The organism is Haloferax sp. SDI50, assembly GCF_059802635.1.
In genome coordinates this window covers 12327-29393 of sequence record NZ_JBPULL010000004.1, presented here as the reverse complement: position 1 = coordinate 29393, position 17067 = coordinate 12327, and the positions used below count along the sequence as shown (strand labels likewise).

Annotated in this window: 23 protein-coding genes and 1 pseudogene; 7 read left to right on the top strand and 17 right to left on the bottom strand. The window is 59.1% G+C overall.

Translation table 11 applies throughout. From position 1 onward, the window contains the following. Positions 1 to 111: 111 nt before the first annotated feature. From ACSR87_RS18810 to ACSR87_RS18790, 5 genes are all read right to left on the bottom strand, one after another. Positions 112 to 654 carry a hypothetical protein gene (locus ACSR87_RS18810; RefSeq protein WP_200820959.1) on the bottom strand — a complete coding sequence of 181 codons (543 nt, stop codon included), beginning with the start codon at positions 652 to 654 and terminating at the stop codon, positions 112 to 114. Next, the gene (locus tag ACSR87_RS18805; RefSeq protein ID WP_498531725.1) at positions 651 to 1316 is read right to left on the bottom strand and encodes a hypothetical protein; all 666 of its coding nucleotides are present in this window, start codon (positions 1314 to 1316) and stop codon (positions 651 to 653) included. The genes ACSR87_RS18810 and ACSR87_RS18805 overlap by 4 nt, the downstream gene beginning before the upstream one ends. After that, positions 1313 to 1444 carry a hypothetical protein gene (locus ACSR87_RS18800; protein WP_011222462.1) on the bottom strand — a complete coding sequence of 44 codons (132 nt, stop codon included), beginning with the start codon at positions 1442 to 1444 and terminating at the stop codon, positions 1313 to 1315. The genes ACSR87_RS18805 and ACSR87_RS18800 overlap by 4 nt, the downstream gene beginning before the upstream one ends. After that, on the bottom strand, positions 1444 to 2130 hold the full coding sequence (locus ACSR87_RS18795; RefSeq protein WP_498531724.1) for a DUF6166 domain-containing protein: 687 nt from the start codon (positions 2128 to 2130) through the stop codon (positions 1444 to 1446). The genes ACSR87_RS18800 and ACSR87_RS18795 overlap by 1 nt, the downstream gene beginning before the upstream one ends. A 78-nt stretch (positions 2131 to 2208) precedes the next feature. After that, positions 2209 to 2727, bottom strand: coding sequence for a DUF6166 domain-containing protein (locus tag ACSR87_RS18790; protein ID WP_498531723.1), 519 nt, complete (start codon positions 2725 to 2727; stop codon positions 2209 to 2211). Positions 2728 to 3343: 616 nt separating this feature from the next. Between ACSR87_RS18790 and ACSR87_RS18785 the strand changes: the two genes are divergently transcribed. After that, on the top strand, positions 3344 to 4708 hold the full coding sequence (locus ACSR87_RS18785; protein ID WP_498531722.1) for a restriction endonuclease: 1365 nt from the start codon (positions 3344 to 3346) through the stop codon (positions 4706 to 4708). 36 nt (positions 4709 to 4744) lie between these two features. On the opposite strand, the gene ACSR87_RS18780 is transcribed toward ACSR87_RS18785, so the two are convergent. The 10 genes and pseudogenes from ACSR87_RS18780 to ACSR87_RS18735 all read right to left on the bottom strand — a co-directional run. Continuing rightward, complete coding sequence (locus ACSR87_RS18780; RefSeq protein ID WP_498531721.1) at positions 4745 to 5695, bottom strand: MarR family transcriptional regulator; 951 nt, start codon at positions 5693 to 5695, stop codon at positions 4745 to 4747. A gap of 44 nt (positions 5696 to 5739) precedes the next feature. Then, positions 5740 to 6324, bottom strand: a complete 585-nt coding sequence (locus tag ACSR87_RS18775; protein WP_498531720.1) for a hypothetical protein — start codon at positions 6322 to 6324, stop codon at positions 5740 to 5742. 82 nt (positions 6325 to 6406) lie between these two features. Further along, complete coding sequence (locus ACSR87_RS18770) at positions 6407 to 6802, bottom strand: DUF7567 family protein (RefSeq protein WP_498531719.1); 396 nt, start codon at positions 6800 to 6802, stop codon at positions 6407 to 6409. 72 nt (positions 6803 to 6874) lie between these two features. After that, positions 6875 to 7240 carry a DUF7568 family protein gene (locus ACSR87_RS18765; protein WP_498531718.1) on the bottom strand — a complete coding sequence of 122 codons (366 nt, stop codon included), beginning with the start codon at positions 7238 to 7240 and terminating at the stop codon, positions 6875 to 6877. A 6-nt stretch (positions 7241 to 7246) separates the two neighbouring features. Then, positions 7247 to 7747 carry a DUF7995 family protein gene (locus ACSR87_RS18760; RefSeq protein WP_267663331.1) on the bottom strand — a complete coding sequence of 167 codons (501 nt, stop codon included), beginning with the start codon at positions 7745 to 7747 and terminating at the stop codon, positions 7247 to 7249. 108 nt (positions 7748 to 7855) lie between these two features. Then, positions 7856 to 8278: a DUF8025 family protein gene (locus ACSR87_RS18755; protein ID WP_498531717.1), complete on the bottom strand. Its 423-nt coding sequence runs from the start codon at positions 8276 to 8278 to the stop codon at positions 7856 to 7858. Positions 8279 to 8353: 75 nt separating this feature from the next. Next, positions 8354 to 9016 carry a DUF6735 family protein gene (locus ACSR87_RS18750; RefSeq protein WP_498531716.1) on the bottom strand — a complete coding sequence of 221 codons (663 nt, stop codon included), beginning with the start codon at positions 9014 to 9016 and terminating at the stop codon, positions 8354 to 8356. 69 nt (positions 9017 to 9085) lie between these two features. After that, positions 9086 to 9466 carry a hypothetical protein gene (locus ACSR87_RS18745; protein WP_498531715.1) on the bottom strand — a complete coding sequence of 127 codons (381 nt, stop codon included), beginning with the start codon at positions 9464 to 9466 and terminating at the stop codon, positions 9086 to 9088. Positions 9467 to 9554: 88 nt separating this feature from the next. After that, positions 9555 to 9743, bottom strand: coding sequence for a DUF8012 family protein (locus ACSR87_RS18740; protein WP_430639634.1), 189 nt, complete (start codon positions 9741 to 9743; stop codon positions 9555 to 9557). Between the two features lie 50 nt (positions 9744 to 9793). Beyond that, a pseudogene (locus ACSR87_RS18735) lies at positions 9794 to 9944 on the bottom strand (biosurfactant protein 1); the annotation flags it as partial. Positions 9945 to 10080: 136 nt separating this feature from the next. On the opposite strand from ACSR87_RS18735, the gene ACSR87_RS18730 reads away from it, so the two are divergent. Next, positions 10081 to 10632 (top strand): DUF7342 family protein, encoded by a 552-nt coding sequence (locus ACSR87_RS18730; protein ID WP_371191730.1) that lies wholly within the window; start codon positions 10081 to 10083, stop codon positions 10630 to 10632. Positions 10633 to 10649: 17 nt separating this feature from the next. After that, positions 10650 to 11138 (top strand): hypothetical protein, encoded by a 489-nt coding sequence (locus ACSR87_RS18725; protein ID WP_498531714.1) that lies wholly within the window; start codon positions 10650 to 10652, stop codon positions 11136 to 11138. 251 nt (positions 11139 to 11389) lie between these two features. Here ACSR87_RS18725 and ACSR87_RS18720 read toward each other — a convergent pair whose 3' ends face one another. Together ACSR87_RS18720 and ACSR87_RS18715 are read right to left on the bottom strand one after the other, a co-directional pair. After that, positions 11390 to 12259: a biosurfactant protein 1 gene (locus tag ACSR87_RS18720; RefSeq protein ID WP_498531713.1), complete on the bottom strand. Its 870-nt coding sequence runs from the start codon at positions 12257 to 12259 to the stop codon at positions 11390 to 11392. Between the two features lie 263 nt (positions 12260 to 12522). Next, on the bottom strand, positions 12523 to 13443 hold the full coding sequence (locus ACSR87_RS18715; RefSeq protein ID WP_498531712.1) for a transcription initiation factor IIB: 921 nt from the start codon (positions 13441 to 13443) through the stop codon (positions 12523 to 12525). A gap of 248 nt (positions 13444 to 13691) precedes the next feature. Here ACSR87_RS18715 and ACSR87_RS18710 point away from each other — a divergent pair, with 248 nt between their 5' ends. From ACSR87_RS18710 to ACSR87_RS18695, 4 genes are all read left to right on the top strand, one after another. Beyond that, complete coding sequence (locus tag ACSR87_RS18710; RefSeq protein WP_498531711.1) at positions 13692 to 14153, top strand: hypothetical protein; 462 nt, start codon at positions 13692 to 13694, stop codon at positions 14151 to 14153. Then, positions 14122 to 14532, top strand: coding sequence for a hypothetical protein (locus ACSR87_RS18705; protein WP_498531710.1), 411 nt, complete (start codon positions 14122 to 14124; stop codon positions 14530 to 14532). Before ACSR87_RS18710 ends, ACSR87_RS18705 begins: the two co-directional genes overlap by 32 nt. Then, positions 14519 to 15961 carry a hypothetical protein gene (locus ACSR87_RS18700; protein WP_498531709.1) on the top strand — a complete coding sequence of 481 codons (1443 nt, stop codon included), beginning with the start codon at positions 14519 to 14521 and terminating at the stop codon, positions 15959 to 15961. The genes ACSR87_RS18705 and ACSR87_RS18700 overlap by 14 nt, the downstream gene beginning before the upstream one ends. A gap of 188 nt (positions 15962 to 16149) precedes the next feature. Next, complete coding sequence (locus ACSR87_RS18695) at positions 16150 to 16998, top strand: hypothetical protein (RefSeq protein WP_498531708.1); 849 nt, start codon at positions 16150 to 16152, stop codon at positions 16996 to 16998. Positions 16999 to 17067 lie beyond the last annotated feature (69 nt).

Sequence of the window (17067 nt, the reverse complement as noted above, 5' to 3'; positions counted from 1 at the left end):
CCTGCGCCCCTCTGCCGGGCGCAACAACAACACCACGTTAACCAACACTAACCTAGGAAGCGGCTGTCTGTTGGTTAATCGAACCACCGTCGGGAAACTGTCGCACTGTCGTTACTCGGTGCTGGAGCGGCGTAGCCGAACCTGCTCCGGGTTCGGAACCCAGGGATGGTCCTCCCAGCAGTGAAGGGCGTGAGCATGGGGCGACTCGAACTCGGCTCCGCAGGATCCACACTCGTAGACATCGTCGGGCCAGGGCTCACTGACGTACATCGCTGTCACCGTCGTCCCAACCGGCTCGGGAGCTCCGCTTCGCTGAACGTACCGGTAGCCGCGAACCGTCCGTTGACGGATCGCTGTCCGGGCAATCTCGGCGGGTTTGCCGTCGGGGAGATACACCCAGCGGACGAAGTCGTCGACCGACTCCTTGGCCGAGGGCTGGAGGATGAACCACCGCTCGTGGGCATCCCGGAACAGGTAGCGTTCAGTTCCCCTGTTTTGGAGGTACACCGGGTCACCTTGGCCGGGGATGAGTCGCAGCCCCTGGGCCGGTGATATCGGGTCCAACAGTCGCTCGACTACAGATGGATCGCGCTCCGGCTGGTTGTCCGAGTCTTCCTCTGCTGCAAACTCATCGAGACGAGCATTCGTAGTCACGGAGCCCACCGTCCGAGTGAGGACTGTTCCCGCTCAGACTCATCAGGAACTTCACAGAGGAACCGCCACTTCGGCCGCTCTCGGATTTGCTTGTCGGGCCGGTTACCTGCCTGTCCGGGTTCCGTTTTCCCGGCGCAGTACCAGCCCTTGTCTCTGAGCGCTTTGATCATCGAGCCGTCGAAGTCAGCTCGCACGAACGTCAGCAGAAGGCGAACGCCTCGCCGCCGACCGTGCCGACGCACGAACCGTTCCATCGACCGGGTGAGTGCGGCAGAGGCGAGATTCGGGAAGTCGACGCCGATGCAGATCCGTGCTGCCTCGACGATCTCGTCACCCTCGTATCGCATGCCGTCGTAGTCCAGCGAGCGAATCAGTGGATAGCGCCACGTAATCGCACCCAGTAACTGGTCCTGGTAACAGAGCCCGTGATGAACGAGGTTCGTCCGCGGGACACTGTCCATATAGGAATGATGGGCTTCGTAGATCGCGCCGGCGACGTGTCGTGGGATCGATTCGATATGGACGCGCTCTGCGAACCGCAGGCCGAGCGGCGCCGTGACCGGTTGGCCGTCGCGATGAATGGGACACGAGCACCCCTCGGGAGTGCGCGTGTACTGGAACCCGGTACTCCGCCGCTGGCCGGGAGAACGTGTCTGCGTCACGAGTCGGTGCCGTCAGTCTGCTCTTGCCGGTCGTTGTACCGTTCCAGTTCGCGACCGATTTTCTCGAGCGCCTCGACCCCGCGTTCGAGCAGCTGGTGGGTGGCTCGCGACAATCGAAGCGTCTCCATCAGCACTCCCCCTCCAGTGGCTCGATGAGGTCGTTGCTCTCGTTGACGAGAGCACGGATAGCCTGCTCGACATCGGCATCGTCCGAAACCGTCCGGCTCGCTAGGGGTGCCGGGTAGGCGCGGTCTCCCTGACTGCAGAGGACGGCCAGCCAGCCGTCGGTTCCCTCCCCGAGCACGATGTAGTGGTCGCGATCAGCCCGCTGGAAGACTCGCCGGTCGGGGCGAGTGACCGTTCGCCAGTTCTCGGGGAGTGACGGTGACGGCCCCCCGCCGTCGGGAAGGGCGACGACGTCGTCGGTGATCGTCGCCATCGCCGCGTCGATCTCTTCGCCGGTGAGGTGCCAGCACGCCGCCGGACCATCACACTCGAGCTCGCTGATCACGCGATTCCGGAACGCGATGTAGTGTTCGCGGGCGACCTGGGCGTCGTTGTAGTAGTCGAGGAGGAGCCCACAGGCGAGCTGTGCGGGCCCGCTTCCAGCGTATCCCCACTCGAAGCCTGTCGGGCTGTGGTTGACCAAATCGAGACTTCGATCCGGATTGAGACGCTGGTGTTCGGAGAGATTCAGAACGACGGCCTGGCCGTCGATGCGAAAGCCGACGTATTCGACGGAGTCGTCGCGACGGTTAGCGAGCGCTTCTGTCTGGACTCTGCTTGACGTGGGACGTCGTGCGTTCCCGTTCATCGGTACGTCGCGGGAGTGGTGACCCCCGCACCCCTCTCGGGGGTTCTACAAACAGAGCCGGAAACGCCCTCACCGTCCCTACTGGCTAGCTGCGGGGAACTCGAACCCGCCGGTGTCGGTCTGTGACTCCTCCGAGTCGGTAGTTTCTGATTGGACTGCCTGGCGGGCGTCTTCCAGTTCCTCGCGGCGGTCGTCGACGCTCTGGTGGATGCTAATGTCGTGCTGCTCGCAGAGCGCTCGCTCGACCGCGAAGGTCATCTCGTCGAAATCGACTGCCGTGATGTCGACGTCTTCCGGTGAGGGCGTCTCATCAGCGACGTCGATGTCTCGCGACCAGGTATCGGCCGAAATGTCGCTGGTCGGGAGCCGCCACTCGTCACCCTCGAGCTCTTCACGCAGGTACTGCGCGAACTCCTTGTAGTGGTCGAGCGCGATGTTCTTCGTCGCTGAATCGGCCAGCAGCGCGATCGCGAGTTGATCGATGCGGGCCTCGTCGGCCTCCAGTCCCCAGTCGAATCCGCCAGGGGCACGGCGCAAGACGTGGAGGTGCTTGTCCAGTACGTCGCCATCGGGAGTGTACACCAGCTGTCCACCCATACAGCGTTCACCGCGGTACGCTCGGCCGGCGGTCATCGGAACTCACCCTCCCAGTGGCCCATACCTCGTGGTCGTTTCGGGCGCTGGCGGGGGAAGGAATCCGACGGCCGACGGGCGGTATCTGGACCGCGTCCGGCTCCCTGATTGCTCGCACTCGCGGTTCCGGTTGGTCGGGACCCGACGTACATCGGCTTTCGCGCTTGGCTCCGCTCCGTGACGACCTCCTGATGGAGCAGCGTACAGAGCTCCATGACGCTCTCGGCGAGCGCGAATGCTGCCTCTCGGGACCGGAGGTCGTGCTGGCTGAAGAGGATCGTCCCATCGGCTCGATCGACCCGGACCAGCCAGTCCGAGGATTGCTGGACGTGGCAAAGGACGGATTTCGAGAACTCGTAGGCGAACACGAAATGGTCGTCATCTGTTCGGCGTTGCAACCACCAGTTGTCGGGGGCGATCTCGCTGTTGCTCTCAGAACTCATCGGTAACCCGGGACGATTGTGTCGTCCCGCACCCCTTGCGGGACGAACAACAACACCAGCGCTCACGTCGTCGGGACTTCGTCGCCACCGTCGGCAACGTATTTAGTTATAGCAAGATACTGTCCAATTACATTCGGATGGCTGTACTGGACGACCTCTCGGGATTCGAGTTCGAGGACTTGATGGAGGACGTCTTCCGGAACCTCGGCTACGAAAACGTCCGCCAGGCCGAGCGGACGGCCGACGAGGGGCGCGACGTCATCATGGAGGAGGTCGTTGACGGCACGCGACGGGCGATCATCGTCGAGTGCAAGCACACCGGGACGGTCGGCCGGCCGGTCGTCCAGAAGCTGCACTCGGCCATCGCGACGTTCGACTTCGACGGCCCGAAGCGAGGGATGGTCGCCACCACTGGTCGATTTACGAACCCTGCCGAGGAGTACGCTGACCGGCTCCAGCGGAACGACGATCCCTATCCCATCGAGCTGATCGACGGCGAGGACCTTCGGGAGATCGCCGACGAAATCGGTCTCGATCTCTACAACGGGCGCATCGAGATCCTCTGTGACGAGACGCTCCGACCGTACGATCCGGCGGCGGATGTCGACGCACCTGTCCAGGAGGCGTTCCGCGACATTGAGAACATCGAGGCCGTGGATCTGCCGGTGCCGCACTCGCAAGTGACGTTCCGACCAGTGGTTGCGATCACCGCCGACACGAACGCTGTCTTCGAGACCTCAGTCGGTGTCATCCACCGGATCAACGACCGCACACAGTTCGTTGTCCACGCTGAGCGCGGCCATCCGAAGGTGGCCGACGACGAAGTCGCGACGCTGGTCACCGAGAACTTCCACGCGACGGTCTCCCTCGATACCGGGCAGTTTACCGAGGTATTCGACGACGTCGACGAACGACGGTTCGGCCAGACCCAAACGGAGTACAAGGAGTGGGCTGTTGACCGCCTCCAGGATTACCACACGACGACGGTGACCTACACCGGCGACAATAACGTCACGTACAACAAGACCTGTGAGCCGAATCTCTCGGACATCTCAGTGCAATCGATTGAGCCGGTGTATCTACCTGAGGTTCGGCAGACGACAGAGATACTGGAGTACTCGTATCCGTACGAATACTATGCTGCTGGCCCCTCACGGGTCATTCTGGAGGACGGGATTCATCGCTGCGTCCACTGCGAGACGAGCGGCGTCGACGAGACGTACACCTACTGTCCGAACTGCGGGGCGATCGCCTGCGACACCCACATCAAGACCGAACGGCTCGAAGGGGAGCCGGTCTGTACCGGCTGTGCGGTGACCGAACGGTTCGCGTTGAAGACGAAGTACTTCTACGACGAGGAGAACCTCGACGCGTTCCGCAAGGAGTACGCCGAGATGCCCCTCCACGAGAAGGCGATGGAGAACAAGCTGCTGGCTGGCGGGAGCGTGGTTGCGACGCTTTTGCTCGTCATCGGACTACTCGCGATCGGCGGCATCATCTAACCAGTCGCAATTTACCGCCAGGCTGCGGGGTTAGGGTTACGAGACTCCGTACTGCTCTTTGAGTGCCATATATTCGTCCTTCTTTGGGAGGATGACGGGCAGTTCATCTGTCCTGTCGAAGTCGCCCCGAAGTGGCCGATACAACGCTTTCACAGTGGGTTCCAGGTCGTACCACCGTGCGGTCCCGACGAGTGTCTCCTGATCGATGTCCTCCGCCTCGATCAGTAGCATCGAATAGCTGACGCGCCGGGATCCGCTATCCAGAAGGAGCGTATGGCATACGACTTCAGCAGGCGTTAGCTCCTCGTCCGGAGCATACCAGAACGGAGGCTCGCCGGCGAGGAAAAACTGTAGACCATACGCTGCAAACCGGCCCAGTCCGGTCATCTCCCAGTCCGGAGCTGCTTGGAGTGCGTCCGTATCCTCGTCGGTCTGCAGGCGAACGAGTGCTCGTTTCGGATCGCACCACGCGATCGTGGCACTGGGGGCGATTTCCCGGACTCGTGCTCGATGTTCGTGTTCTACGGCGGCCTGAGCGAACGCCAACAGCGGCGAGACCTCGTCCCGGAGGGCGTACTTGGAATCGGATTGGGAGAGTAACGCTCGGTGCTTGAGCGGCGATAACGCGCTATGGACACCTTGTCGGGTGATTCCGAGTCGATCTGCGATATCAGCGATGTGTCGTGGTCTATCGAGATACCAACACACGCGGAGTGTGGCTGGGGAGAGCAGTTCCGTCCAGTCCACGTGGCTGAACTCCGACAGCAGCGTTCGATACGCTTCGGTAACTGGATGTTCCGCGATGCGGACACGACGCTTATTGCTGGGGGCACGGGTTTCTGTGAGCAATCCCGCTACGAGCAATTCGTCAAGTACATCGTACAGATGGTCTCGTGAATATCCGGTTTCGGCCGCGAGTTTCTCCGGTGTTGCATCTCGGCCGGTACTCAGCGCGTCAAGCACCGCGAGTCCGGCCTTCGAAATCATCTGGGTCTTTCTAAACCCTAACTATATAAATACGATTTGGGATTTTACTTGACGACTGCTTCGTCCCGGACCAGTTCTGCGAGCGCGTCCTCGAGCGACCCGTGGAACTGCCAGCTCGCCTGCTCGAAGGCCTCGTCGGTCGGGCCCTCCCAGCGGGGGAACGCGGAGTGACCGCTCACTTTGACTGTCCACTCGGTCGGCTCGTCGAACGGGTTCTCCGTCGGGAGTTCGACGACGTAGAGGTACTCCTCGTCGCCGTGGATGCCGTCGGCCGGATTCTCGACGCCGTGGCCCAGCAGGAACAGCGGCTGGTCCAGGTGCTCCATATTGGACGGCTCAAGGAGATCCGCTGGTTGAGCCGCGTCGATCGTTCGCTCTGGGTCGCCATCCAGATAGAGGTCGACTGTCGAGAGCTTGTCGAGGAACATGAACGTCGCCGCCGTGTAGCCCGGTCCGCGCTCGGCACGGGTCGCATCGAGCAGCTCTTTCAGCTGTGCGAGATCCCGGAGGACGCTCCCCGGGTAGCCGTCCGAATGCCGGTACACCTGCGCGACGCGGTCGGCGCTGCCATCTGTCTCACCGGTCTGTTCGACTCGTTGGACGAATCGGAGTTGGCTCCGTGTCGACATCGGTACTCGCCGGCGCGTGTGCGCCGGCACCCATCGCCGGCGCTGAAACAACACCACACAGTCGTAGCGGGATTGCAATCCGCTACGCGAGATGTGACACCTCGTCTGGTTCCTCCACGTCGTCGAATTCACCACGCTCGACCGGCTCCCAATCCTCCCCAGGTGCTGGACTCCACCAGTCGATCTCATAGGCACCCGGTGCACCGAGGATTTTTGCCCGTGCCGAGCCGTCAGGCAGGCCGCGACGGAGCTTCTCGTCGACGTGAAGGTTCCACGTCGAGTCGGTGTCGAAGCACGCGAGCACAGCCTCCTCGTAGCCACGGTTTTCTCGGGACTCTCGGAGGACGACCTGGGTGTTACAGTTCTTGCAGAACACTCCCTCGAAGGGAATGTGGGTGAACACTTCCTGCCCGCAGACGGGGCACCAGAGGAACTCGAACAGTGCCTCGCTGTGTCGGTCGAGTACTTCGAGACTCATTGTTGGACCGACCCGGTTCGACCGGGTCACTCTCTCCGCCCCGGCCGAAAAACACCCTGCGTGTGTACGTTCTCAGCGTTCAGGGCCGTAGACGATGCGCGAGGGGGCTTCGTACCCACAGTCCGGACAGTCGTACCAGCGCTGTACCTTCGCTCCATCAGCTGTCTTCTCACCGACGAGGACGTCGTCGTTTGGACACTCCGGACAGTTCAGTTCGGGCGCTGGCCGCTCCCGAAGCGCATCCCGGAACGTTGTCGCCTCCTTCGTCTCGAAGCCTCGCGACCAGATCGGGTAGCCGTCGACGAGGATCGCCCCGCGCCACTTGTACCGGTATGAATCCGGACCCCGGTGTAGAACAGCTCGCGCTCCAGTCTCGGTGTTTCGATACGCGAGTGTTGGTGTACGACTCTCCCGGGACCAGTTTGTGATTCTGGGCATTGTCAATCAGAAGTGGACGTCTGCGGGGACAATCCAGAGTGTCTGGCTGTCTTCCTCTTCCTCGAGGACACGATCGAGCTGATCGCGATGGCGAATCCCCATCGCGTGCTGGTCGTACATCGGGACTGATGGTCCCTCGTAGGCGCCGACCTGATGGAACGCGTGTCGGGCGAGATCTTCATCACGCATAATCTCCTCGTCGCTGAGCTCGTCGAGCGCCTCTTTCACGCGGTCGAGATTCCGCTGGAACTCTTCCTTTGTGGCGTTCCAGGCTCGGTCAAGCAGTTCACCGCCCTCCTCTGAATTGATGGGTGCTGCCGTCGGTAGGTCTCCCCAGCGAGCCTTCCCGGCGACCGTCGTATCCTCTTCGTCGAAGGTGCAGTAGTAGTCAAACACGGCGCAGCCGTGGGGGTTCGCCCCGACGAGACGGTCGAAGACTGCTTTCCCTTCGACCAGGGCGTCGTGCTGTGTCGGTGCCTCGACCAACGCGTAGATGACCATATGCATCTTTGTTCACCTCGGAGCGCCGACTCACCGGGCACTGCTCAGCTTTGTCTGCTCGGTGCGCCGGCACCCATCGCCGGCGCTCGAAAAACTCGCTTCGAGAGACCGGGTTCAGGAGTCGCGTGTCCGCTCGACAGTGATCGTCAGATTGCCCGACTCGTAGTCGGCCTCGAAATCGACGCTGAACGCGTCGGAGTCGTAGGCGGCGTGGTAGGCACGGTGCAGTTCGAGCGACCCGGTCGCCTTGAAGTGGAAGAACGCAGCCGAGGTGTAGGGTTTGCTCTGGGTTTCGACCTGCGTCTCGACAGAGGCCGGGAGCGCGATTTGTGGTGTGTCCGTGTCGATACTCGCAGCGAACGCCTTCGCTTCTTCGACGGTCGCCTGCGAATGTGCGGGCGTCTCGCCGGTGAGCACGTTCACCGGTGTCTCGGTGTCGTCGGTGAACAGGACATCGTGGAAGGTGCGCGTCCCGAGGACTGCGTCGGGACCGAACTCGCAATCGTGGAATGGGTCGTTGTCTGGTTTCTCGGGCATCCAATCACGAGCCTATGGTTGGGCTCAGTCCTTTCTGCCCCAGAAAAACCACCATCTGCGTCGACGCAGATCGGCCTACGAGCGGCTAAGTGTCGCGTCCGGTGACGGTGTTTGACCGCTCGGTATGCGCAACTCCTGCCGCTTCCCGACCCACTCGCCGAGTTTTTGCTTGAGGTACTGGCGAGCCGTCGACTGGGTGAACACACCCTTGTCGACCATATCGCCGACGACGTCCTTCAGCGCCCGGAACTGCCCCTTCAGATGGCCGTCGCCGACCGGCTCGCCGTCGTGCCACCGAACGGTCGCGAGCGCCCCGTTCCCGACCGTCTCACCGTGGTCGACTGTCTCCGAATCGTACTGCAGGCCGAACCACAGCGTCCGGTAGGCGGTCACCTCGAAGTTCGGTGACACCACGTAGAACGCCTCGTGATGGAGGTAGTCGAGATGGTCAGCGATGATCTCCTCGAGGGTGAGGTCGGTGGCGTGGGGCTTCGGCTCGACGACCGTCGATGGGCGGTCTTCGCCGGTGAGGTAGCCGTCGACGGCATCTGCCTCGAGGCCATCGGCCAGTTCCGCCAGCAGCTGTTTCGCCCACTTGGAGTCGGTGTCGTCGCCACCGAACGGCGACTCAGCCGAGATTCGGTGCTTGAGCTTCAGGTTCGCAGCACCCCAATGAGAGTAGTGGAGCGTGTACTGTCCGTCTGTCCGTTCGTACGCAACAAGTGCGCGGTGACCCATCTGAACAATCACCTCGCAGGGCGCCCCACGACTGGATCGCCCCGCACCCCTCCCGGGGGATGAACAACGCTACTCGTCGATCGGTTCGGGAGAACTGAGGTCAGCGTGGAGGACTTCGCCGTCGCGAACGACGTACCGCTTCGCCAGCACTGGGAAGCGACACTTCGTGAACCCCGCTGTCTGGATATCGAACTCTTCGTTGGCTTCGAGGTGGTCGGCGAGTTCTTGCAAGAATTCGTGGGTCACGATGCCGCCCTCGTAGTCCGGCAGGCCGTTCTCCCGCGCCTCGTACACTTCGAAGTCATCGTACCCCCAGATGGTGAGTTCGCCCTTGTCGGTGACCTCCCAGTCGAGCGTCCCGAAGCAGTAGCTCTCACAGAGCTCGCGGACTGCCTGTGGATCCGATACGATCGCGCCGGTTGACGTCGTCGCAGCTTGTAGTGTCGCCATGTCTGGACTCACGGGGAAGTCCCGCACCCCTCTTGGGGGGGCGATAAACCGACACTGGAAGTGCCCCTGGCGTCGACGGCGATGACGATCAGTCATCTGTTGGGGCGTCTGGTCCGCTCCCGTCCTCTGGTCGCGTGAGTAGGCTCACTTCTTCCAGGAGGTCTCTTGCAGTCTCGACTCGCTCTCGATCCGCGTCGTCCAACTGGTCGACGTCGAGCCGGCTGAGATTGCTGAGCACACGATGCATCCGATAGCCTTGTTCGACTTGCTGATTCATCGGAAGCGCCTCACCACTCGCCGGCGCAGAAAGACTCCTTACGAAACTGTCGTCGGCGCATCAGAGTCGCCACAAGTGCTCGTCGCGACGCGTTGCCGCCAGGATGTCACTCTCACACCCGTCGTCCAGCATCGTGTCCGGGATGTGGGATGCCTCGCCGGTCGGCCGTAGTTCTACAAAGTCAGAATGTCGGTCGTACATCGGTTGATTCACAACTTCTGTCGGTATCGCATTTCAACGTCCGGACGCCTTCGCTCGCATTCCACTCTTGATTATGCGAGACAGTACAAACATATATGAGAGCGGGGCGCGAACACTGTCCCAAGAGGTGCCAACCATGACCGAATCCTCGCGAGATGGGGTCCAATCGTGGACTGAGTCGATGAGCGCCCGCGACCGCATTCGGGCGGTCGCCGAGTCACTTCGCGAACCCCGCTCAGTTAATTGGATCAGCGAGCAGGCCGACGCCGCCTGGAGCACGACTAACGAGGAACTTCAGGATCTCGTCGACCAGGGCCAGCTACGTCGCGTCGAGGCCGGCGAGACCACGCGCTACCAGCCGGACTACACGCGCCTGCTCTTCGAGGAGATCCGCACGCTCATCGAGGAAAACACCCGCGAGGAGCTGCGGAGTGAATTGGCCGCGATCACCGAAGAGATCGAGGAGTGGCAGGCGACCTACGACGTCGAGACGTGGGAGGACCTCGAACAGTCGCTGGCTGACGGCGACCTCGCAAGTGCGGAGCTCCGTGAGCGCCGCGACGTCATCGCGTTCTGGCGCGAGAACGAGGAGGATCGCCGCCTCATCAAGCACGCACTGGAACTCTACTCTGACGTTGAAGCCGCCCGCGAGCAGATGACCGACGTGGCTGACCGCGCCACGAGCTAATCCTCCTCTCTCACAGAATGATCTTTCTTGCCGGTCGCGACCGCTATACACAGCGGACCCTCCTCCGCGACGTTCACGACCGATTGACGAACCAGCCAGGGTGTGAAGAAGTCCGCTATCGCCCGTCCCGACGCCGACCCCGGTACGTCATCGCGGATGTCGATCCGACGACGTTCCTGAGTGACTCTTACGACGCGGCGACAGCACGACTGGAGATTCGTTTCTGGTACCCCGCCGGCGTCGACCACGAATACTACCGCATAAACTGGGTCGAACCGGACCGCAATCTGATGCTCGGCTTCCACCAAGACGCCGACCATCCGGACCTTGGGCCCTGTCATATCCAACTCAATCTCGAAGACACGCCGGTTGATCGGCACGAGGCGACGTTTCTCGATGCGCATCCACTCGCCGTTCTCGATGACCGACTACAGCAGTTGCCGGCGGCGTTAGATGCGATTCACTGGAAGAATGGAGCGCCCTCGCTCCCTACCTGGCCCGTCTAGACAGCGAGTTCATCGAGCCTCTGGTGATGCGTCCGTGCCGTGGTCGGCGTGACGTTTCCGGACTCGACGATGTTACGGTTCGTTACTCACTACCCCTGTTCCCGCCCCGATTTGTGGTGGCAAGCCGCTGCGAACCCTGCTGAATGAACGCCCGCCGTGACTGATGTCGGACTCGAGGGTACTCACCGTGTTAACCAACAGAAGCCATCTATATCGGAGACTGTTGGTTAACCGGCGAGATTCCTCCTCCCCTATTCGGGAGCAGGCCCGTAGCGACCTGTGCTACACACCTGGCACTCCCAGATTGGTTGGCCCGTCCAGGTCTCGTCAGGGAGCGACTCCCGTGTCCTGAACCGATGTTCTGTTTCTCTCGTACAGTGCTGGCACTCGAGGCCTGTCACGGTCGGAATTTCGGCTCCGGCACTGGTGGATTCCGTTTCACGAGGAACTGTTTCAACAGCGATTGCTGGGACGATCCACAGCTGATCGCTGTCGTCGAGCGTGTGCTCGAGTGACGACTCAGCACGGATTCCCTGGCCACGCTCATCATAGACGCGTGGAATCTCCGTCTGGGAACGATCGCTCGTCTCGTCCCACGCTGTCCGCTCACGGGTCGCTGTTAGCAACGCCTCACCGGTCGCTGAGGTCACATCGGCAGCAGCGGACAGCGTAGGCCAGCGCTCGGTTAGCTGGGGTGCGGGCTCGTCGTCGAGATCGTAGATGAGCGTACAGTCGTCGATGGGCTGGTCGTGACCTGACGAGAGAAGCGTCGCTGCTGCTGCTCCCTTTGCCACGGCGCCGTAGAACGTCCCCGATTCGACGAGGAAGTGGATCACACCACGGAGTGATTGCTCGGAACTCGCAGCATCCGACGCTGAGGCGGCGTCGAGTTCGTGTTCGAGACAGAACCGGCATTTTCGTTGCGACGCCGGGATCGATGCGCCACAGGAGACACAGGCTCGGTCTGTGTCGGTTGTTCCGTCCGGATATCCGCCCGAATGCGAGGCTTCACGCTGGCGGGTTGGCTGGCCGTCTGCTGGCTGATCCAGCGCTGGGTCCGGCACCAGAGCGCCTTCCCCGACAGGTTGGAACGCCTCTCGGTCTGAGTTGTGGTCAGTCATCGATTCGGTCCGCGTTTCCCCCGGTTTGGTATTTAAACTCAAGGGTGAGAAAACGCGGGGACGGATTCGTCGACGACGAGATAAATCCGGTTGCCTGCGACGGAGTCAGTCACGGAGCTCAGCGACCGCTCGACCGACCTCGCGAACGTGCTCACTCCGCTCGATATCGAGTTCTGTGGACAGATACTCGACAGTCTCTTCCAGATCCATACCCCCTGGTAGACTCTCTGCCTGTATGTAGGTATTCCTCTACTGGAGGCGTCTCAGATCGCTTGGAGTTCGTCTCGCCGGCTTCGGAGCGTCACGACTGACACCTCTGCTGCCGACGCGACGGTGGATTGGGTAATCAACGCGCCCTGTTCTTGAGCGGCCAGATAGACGCAGGCGGCCGCGACGCCTGATGGCTGACAGCCGTTCGTGAGGGCTGTCCCCTCGGCGCGTTCTGCGAGTTCGTTCGCGCGTCGACGAATGTCGTGGTCCAACTCCAGCTCCGAGATCAGCCGCGGAACGAACGACGTCGGGCGCATTGGTGGTGCTGGGAGCTCTAATTCGCGATTTAGTGTTCGGTAGGCGTTGGTGACACGAGTGGACTCGACTCTGGCGGCGTCGACGATATCCTCGAGGAGGAGCGGGTGTTGGTTACATCGGCAGGTACCGTAGATGCTCGCTGCACCGATGGCTTCGATGGATCTGCCACGAAGCAGATCCTCGCTCTGAGCGCTCCGGAAGAGCTGACAGGCTTGGTCACGAATCGACTCGGAGAGTTCGAGCGCACTCGCCAGCCGGCGCACCTCGCCCAACCCGTGTGCGAGATTCCGTTCTGCTTTCGACCGCCATCGACCACGGGTCTGCTCACGTCGCATCCGGGCCAGCCGCCGGCGTTTCTGACCAGAGAGTTCGTTCCCGTGTGCATCGGTTCCGTGGCCGATTTCCGTCGAGAGGCCTCGATCGTGGCGGGCCGCCGTTAACGGTGCGCCTGTTCGCTCGCGCTCGTCTGCATCGCATGCTCGCCACTCCGGCCCGTGATCGATACGTTGCTCTTCGATGACGAGGCCACAGTCCTCACAGACCGTTTCCTTGACGTTCGTAGTGACGTGTCCGTGGCACTCGGGACACTGGTTTGCGCTCGACTCCGTGTAGATGTCTTCGTCGAATCCAGTCGCGTAGATGTCTCTCGTTGCCATTTTTCTCACCGTATTCAGGAATTCGCCAGTACGGCGAACCCCTCACCCATTGAGGGGACAACAGACTCCTGGCTCTACGCGTCGGGAGTCGAAAGTCGGAGCCGAACTATTCGATCCACAGCAACTGACGCACCGGCGATAAGACGTTTATGTCCGTGTATGTGGGTCTAACCGGCGTATTTCACTGAACTATACCGATGAGGTTGCCCAGTAATTAGAATTATAATACAGAATGGGAATAATGTTGTATGGGAACGGCAACCCGGAACCGATCCGGGGCATCCAACGCTGGTTATGAAGACGCGAAACGCGAGTTAGCTGATGCTGCGGGTGATAAAGATGCTGCTAGGGCAAGTGAAATCTATTTCAAGGTGATTCTGGCTGCTCAACCGAACGGCGCAGCTAAAGTTCCAGCATATCTAGCAGTCCGGTACGGCTCTGAATTCGTGATAAAAAGCCATCAAAACGGTGTCGAGTCTGCCACTAGAGATGTTGGTGCCTCAGTGGCAAAAGAGGTCGTTGCAGCAGGCGCCTCTGAAGCCGTTGTTGAGCAAGCCTCAAAAGAGGCTGCCAGTCGAGGCCTTGCTGATGGATCTCAGGGAACAGACCGAGCCTTCTCTGGGTCCGCAGAACGAGCAATGGAAAGTGCGATGGGTGACATTATGACCGAAGGAGCTGATGCTCTTGAACGACACCGAAATTCAGAATAATATTGACGAGTTCGTAGAGGCCCATGGCGTTGAAGGATTTTTCCGAGTATATTTTCGGGAGTATCTGTTTCAACTGCTTAACGAGGAAATTGAGGCAGCTACAAATGACCCCGAGTCAGACTCCGCTCTTCAACTCCATTTCAGCCAGAACGTTGAGACTGACCAAGAGCTGGAGAAATTTGAGGAACAACTGCGAGATCAGTGTGCCAACCGGGCGGATGAGTTGGTCGAAAAAATACAGGATCAGCCCGAATTGGCACCGATTTTCGAAGATGCCGATGTGGAGCTCCTAGAGCATGAGGATGTAGAGGAAATGATTCGGCATACTATGCATGAGATGATTGAGGCGTGGGAGGACGAGGAGTTTGAAGGGAACTAAGCGATTCCTGATTAAGTCCGGGACCGGATCGACTCTTAGCGAAGCAGACTCGGACTACACCATAGTCGTCGACGATTATCGGACTGAGACCGAAACGGAAGGTGGTCGTCTAATAAAGTACAAAAAGAAGGTTCTCAATGATCTGTTCGGCCACAGTCCCCCTCCAACAGTCACGGCGTTGGTTGAGCTTGCACTCGGTACGTATGCTGCGGACCGTTTAGTGAAGCGAGGGCCAACTGGTGCGAAAGATGATGGGGAGGAAATGCTGAAATCACGGCAAATACAGATCTTATACCCTGTTGACGACGTGGAGAAATGGCAACCGTTGGAGTCTGAATTGAATCACGCTGTTAGCTTCATCTCGCGTGATAACTTTCAGTATCGGTTTATCGATGCGATAGACGAGGATCAGTCTATTGATGAGAGCGATGGTAGAAATCGTGATCAGTTGCCTGAGGCTGATTCTGTCGCACTTTTTTCTGGCGGATTAGATAGTTTGGGTGGCCGATTTCACCTCGCTGATGAGGGCCACAATCCTCATTTTGTCAGTGTGAATCATGGTCGAAACGTCGGCCATCTAGTGCGGAATTTTGACCATCTCTTCGATGGTAATCTTACTTCAGTTGGTGTCGACGAGGGGTTCTCTGCATACGAAGATACGCAGTTCACTCGGTCATTCATGTACTTCGCCTTCGCTGCCGCTGTCGCGGTAGCCCTCGATGTTGATGATATCTATGTCCCCGAGAATGGTGTCCTCTCACGATTCTCCTCGCTGGAATCTGGTTGGACGACGACTCGCACGGTCCATCCACTGTTCGTTAAGAGCTTGAATCGAATTTTTGAGGAACTATTCTCGGACCGGAAGGTGGAAATCACCAATCCGTTCCTTGGCTACACGAAGAAGGAGGTCGTCGACTGTATCCCAAACAAAGAGGATATCTTCTTTACTCGAACGTGCCCCCATCCACGTGAATTGTCGCAGGGAAAGAACGCTGCCGGACATCCATACAACTGTGGTGAGTGTATTCCTTGCCTTATCCGCATCATTGGTCTGGTAAACAGCGAGCATAAGATACAACCAGACGAGTTGATGTTAGACAAGAACCATTTCTTGAACTTTGACTTCTCGGCCGTGGGTGTGGAGAATATTGCCCAATCCGAACAGAGTCGACAGTCCAGTTTGTCAGTGTTTTTGTTAGGTTTGAATGCCCATCTCTCGTTCGCGTATCGTATCCAGACTTCGACTCAAAAGGAACTGGTATCATCTCATCCCGAGCTTCTCGATCCAGATATCCTAGGGCTCTATGAGCGGTTTAGTAGGGAGATATTCCGGACTATGAAGTTCTTCGCAGCTGAAAACCCCACACTGGAAGACTACGTCACAGAGTTTCTTTCCTTAGAGGACAAAGAGCTCGCCAGCCTGAGTTAGTCTGCGAATGCTTGCACTTGGACTTCTGATTCTAAAAATAGTCGGGAAGTAGAAGAGCAAATATTCGCAAGCATTTCTACGAGTTCGTTCGGTGAGGCCTCGATGCATAGGAACTGGAGCCGTCCGTTCCGGTAATCGAATATTCTTTCAGCTTACGAAAACACACTCAGACTGACAGAGATCTTCAGATGGACTCTACTTTCTACCAGCATAGATACAAACTCGCGGTTGGTGCCGTAGCCGTTTCGACTCTTTTGGTCCTCGTGGTACCTGTTGCTGGCTTTATGCTTGGGTATGTTTCAGAAACTCTCTCACGTCTTCTAATTGCGGGATTCGGTGCTCTCGGAACGATCCTACTTGCAACGCTCACGTCACTCACTATCCTGAATAACAGAGTACTGGTACGCGAGCGGCTAAAGGACCGAGAGAAACCTATCCAGAGAGCAGTATTGAGAGACGTTGTTGAGTCTGCCTTGTCTGCTATTAGTTCGAATAGGTCAAAGATACTCGACGGCGAAGTAAACTGGACTGACGCTCCTTTTGAGGCGAGACAAGTGGACCTACTGGGGGTCAATCTGGAGACCTGCTACGACGACCCCGATTCGGTGGCTGTTGAACGATTCGCACAATCGTATCCAGAAACCGCTCAGATGGTCAGAGTATACGATGACAGGCTACATGGACTGAGTAACACGGCACGTGAACTCATAGAGCGGCTTGAAGAGCCTGTTACCGAATTCCGACTGAATACCGAGGGAATTACTGAGAACGACCACGAGGAACTGATGAACCTTCTGTTGAGCGTGTATGAGGGAGTTGAGAAGGAGGACGAAGACCTTCCTGATTGGTGGGTAGAACATAGAACGGAAGCCCATGTCGCCGTGACAAATGAGGTTCCTGAATTAGAGGAGTGGCACAAAGAGCAGGAGAATTTCTTAGATTTCTCTGGGAAGGTACAGGAACAGCTGATTGAGGTAAAACGTGAGATTCAGTCAGAGTATGGTATTGATCTAGAGGAGGATCAGAACCCGCGGTAGATGCAGCTGGTAATTCACTTGGGTACTTGGTGGAGTATTCTAATATGGAATAACTTGACCGGACTACAC

Excerpts from the sequence above, each read along its gene's own strand:
- ACSR87_RS18800 (WP_011222462.1), bottom strand. The coding sequence starts at position 1,444 with ATGGAGACGCTTCGATTGTCGCGAGCCACCCACCAGCTGCTCGAACGC.
- ACSR87_RS18795 (WP_498531724.1), bottom strand. The coding sequence starts at position 2,130 with ATGAACGGGAACGCACGACGTCCCACGTCAAGCAGAGTCCAGACAGAA.
- ACSR87_RS18790 (WP_498531723.1), bottom strand. The coding sequence starts at position 2,727 with ATGGGTGGACAGCTGGTGTACACTCCCGATGGCGACGTACTGGACAAG.
- ACSR87_RS18785 (WP_498531722.1), top strand. The coding sequence starts at position 3,344 with ATGGCTGTACTGGACGACCTCTCGGGATTCGAGTTCGAGGACTTGATG.
- ACSR87_RS18780 (WP_498531721.1), bottom strand. The coding sequence starts at position 5,695 with ATGATTTCGAAGGCCGGACTCGCGGTGCTTGACGCGCTGAGTACCGGC.
- ACSR87_RS18775 (WP_498531720.1), bottom strand. The coding sequence starts at position 6,324 with ATGTCGACACGGAGCCAACTCCGATTCGTCCAACGAGTCGAACAGACC.
- ACSR87_RS18770 (WP_498531719.1), bottom strand. The coding sequence starts at position 6,802 with ATGAGTCTCGAAGTACTCGACCGACACAGCGAGGCACTGTTCGAGTTC.
- ACSR87_RS18765 (WP_498531718.1), bottom strand. The coding sequence starts at position 7,240 with ATGCCCAGAATCACAAACTGGTCCCGGGAGAGTCGTACACCAACACTC.
- ACSR87_RS18760 (WP_267663331.1), bottom strand. The coding sequence starts at position 7,747 with ATGCATATGGTCATCTACGCGTTGGTCGAGGCACCGACACAGCACGAC.
- ACSR87_RS18755 (WP_498531717.1), bottom strand. The coding sequence starts at position 8,278 with ATGCCCGAGAAACCAGACAACGACCCATTCCACGATTGCGAGTTCGGT.
- ACSR87_RS18750 (WP_498531716.1), bottom strand. The coding sequence starts at position 9,016 with ATGGGTCACCGCGCACTTGTTGCGTACGAACGGACAGACGGACAGTAC.
- ACSR87_RS18745 (WP_498531715.1), bottom strand. The coding sequence starts at position 9,466 with ATGGCGACACTACAAGCTGCGACGACGTCAACCGGCGCGATCGTATCG.
- ACSR87_RS18740 (WP_430639634.1), bottom strand. The coding sequence starts at position 9,743 with ATGAATCAGCAAGTCGAACAAGGCTATCGGATGCATCGTGTGCTCAGC.
- ACSR87_RS18730 (WP_371191730.1), top strand. The coding sequence starts at position 10,081 with ATGACCGAATCCTCGCGAGATGGGGTCCAATCGTGGACTGAGTCGATG.
- ACSR87_RS18725 (WP_498531714.1), top strand. The coding sequence starts at position 10,650 with ATGATCTTTCTTGCCGGTCGCGACCGCTATACACAGCGGACCCTCCTC.
- ACSR87_RS18720 (WP_498531713.1), bottom strand. The coding sequence starts at position 12,259 with ATGACTGACCACAACTCAGACCGAGAGGCGTTCCAACCTGTCGGGGAA.
- ACSR87_RS18715 (WP_498531712.1), bottom strand. The coding sequence starts at position 13,443 with ATGGCAACGAGAGACATCTACGCGACTGGATTCGACGAAGACATCTAC.
- ACSR87_RS18710 (WP_498531711.1), top strand. The coding sequence starts at position 13,692 with ATGGGAACGGCAACCCGGAACCGATCCGGGGCATCCAACGCTGGTTAT.
- ACSR87_RS18705 (WP_498531710.1), top strand. The coding sequence starts at position 14,122 with ATGCTCTTGAACGACACCGAAATTCAGAATAATATTGACGAGTTCGTA.
- ACSR87_RS18695 (WP_498531708.1), top strand. The coding sequence starts at position 16,150 with ATGGACTCTACTTTCTACCAGCATAGATACAAACTCGCGGTTGGTGCC.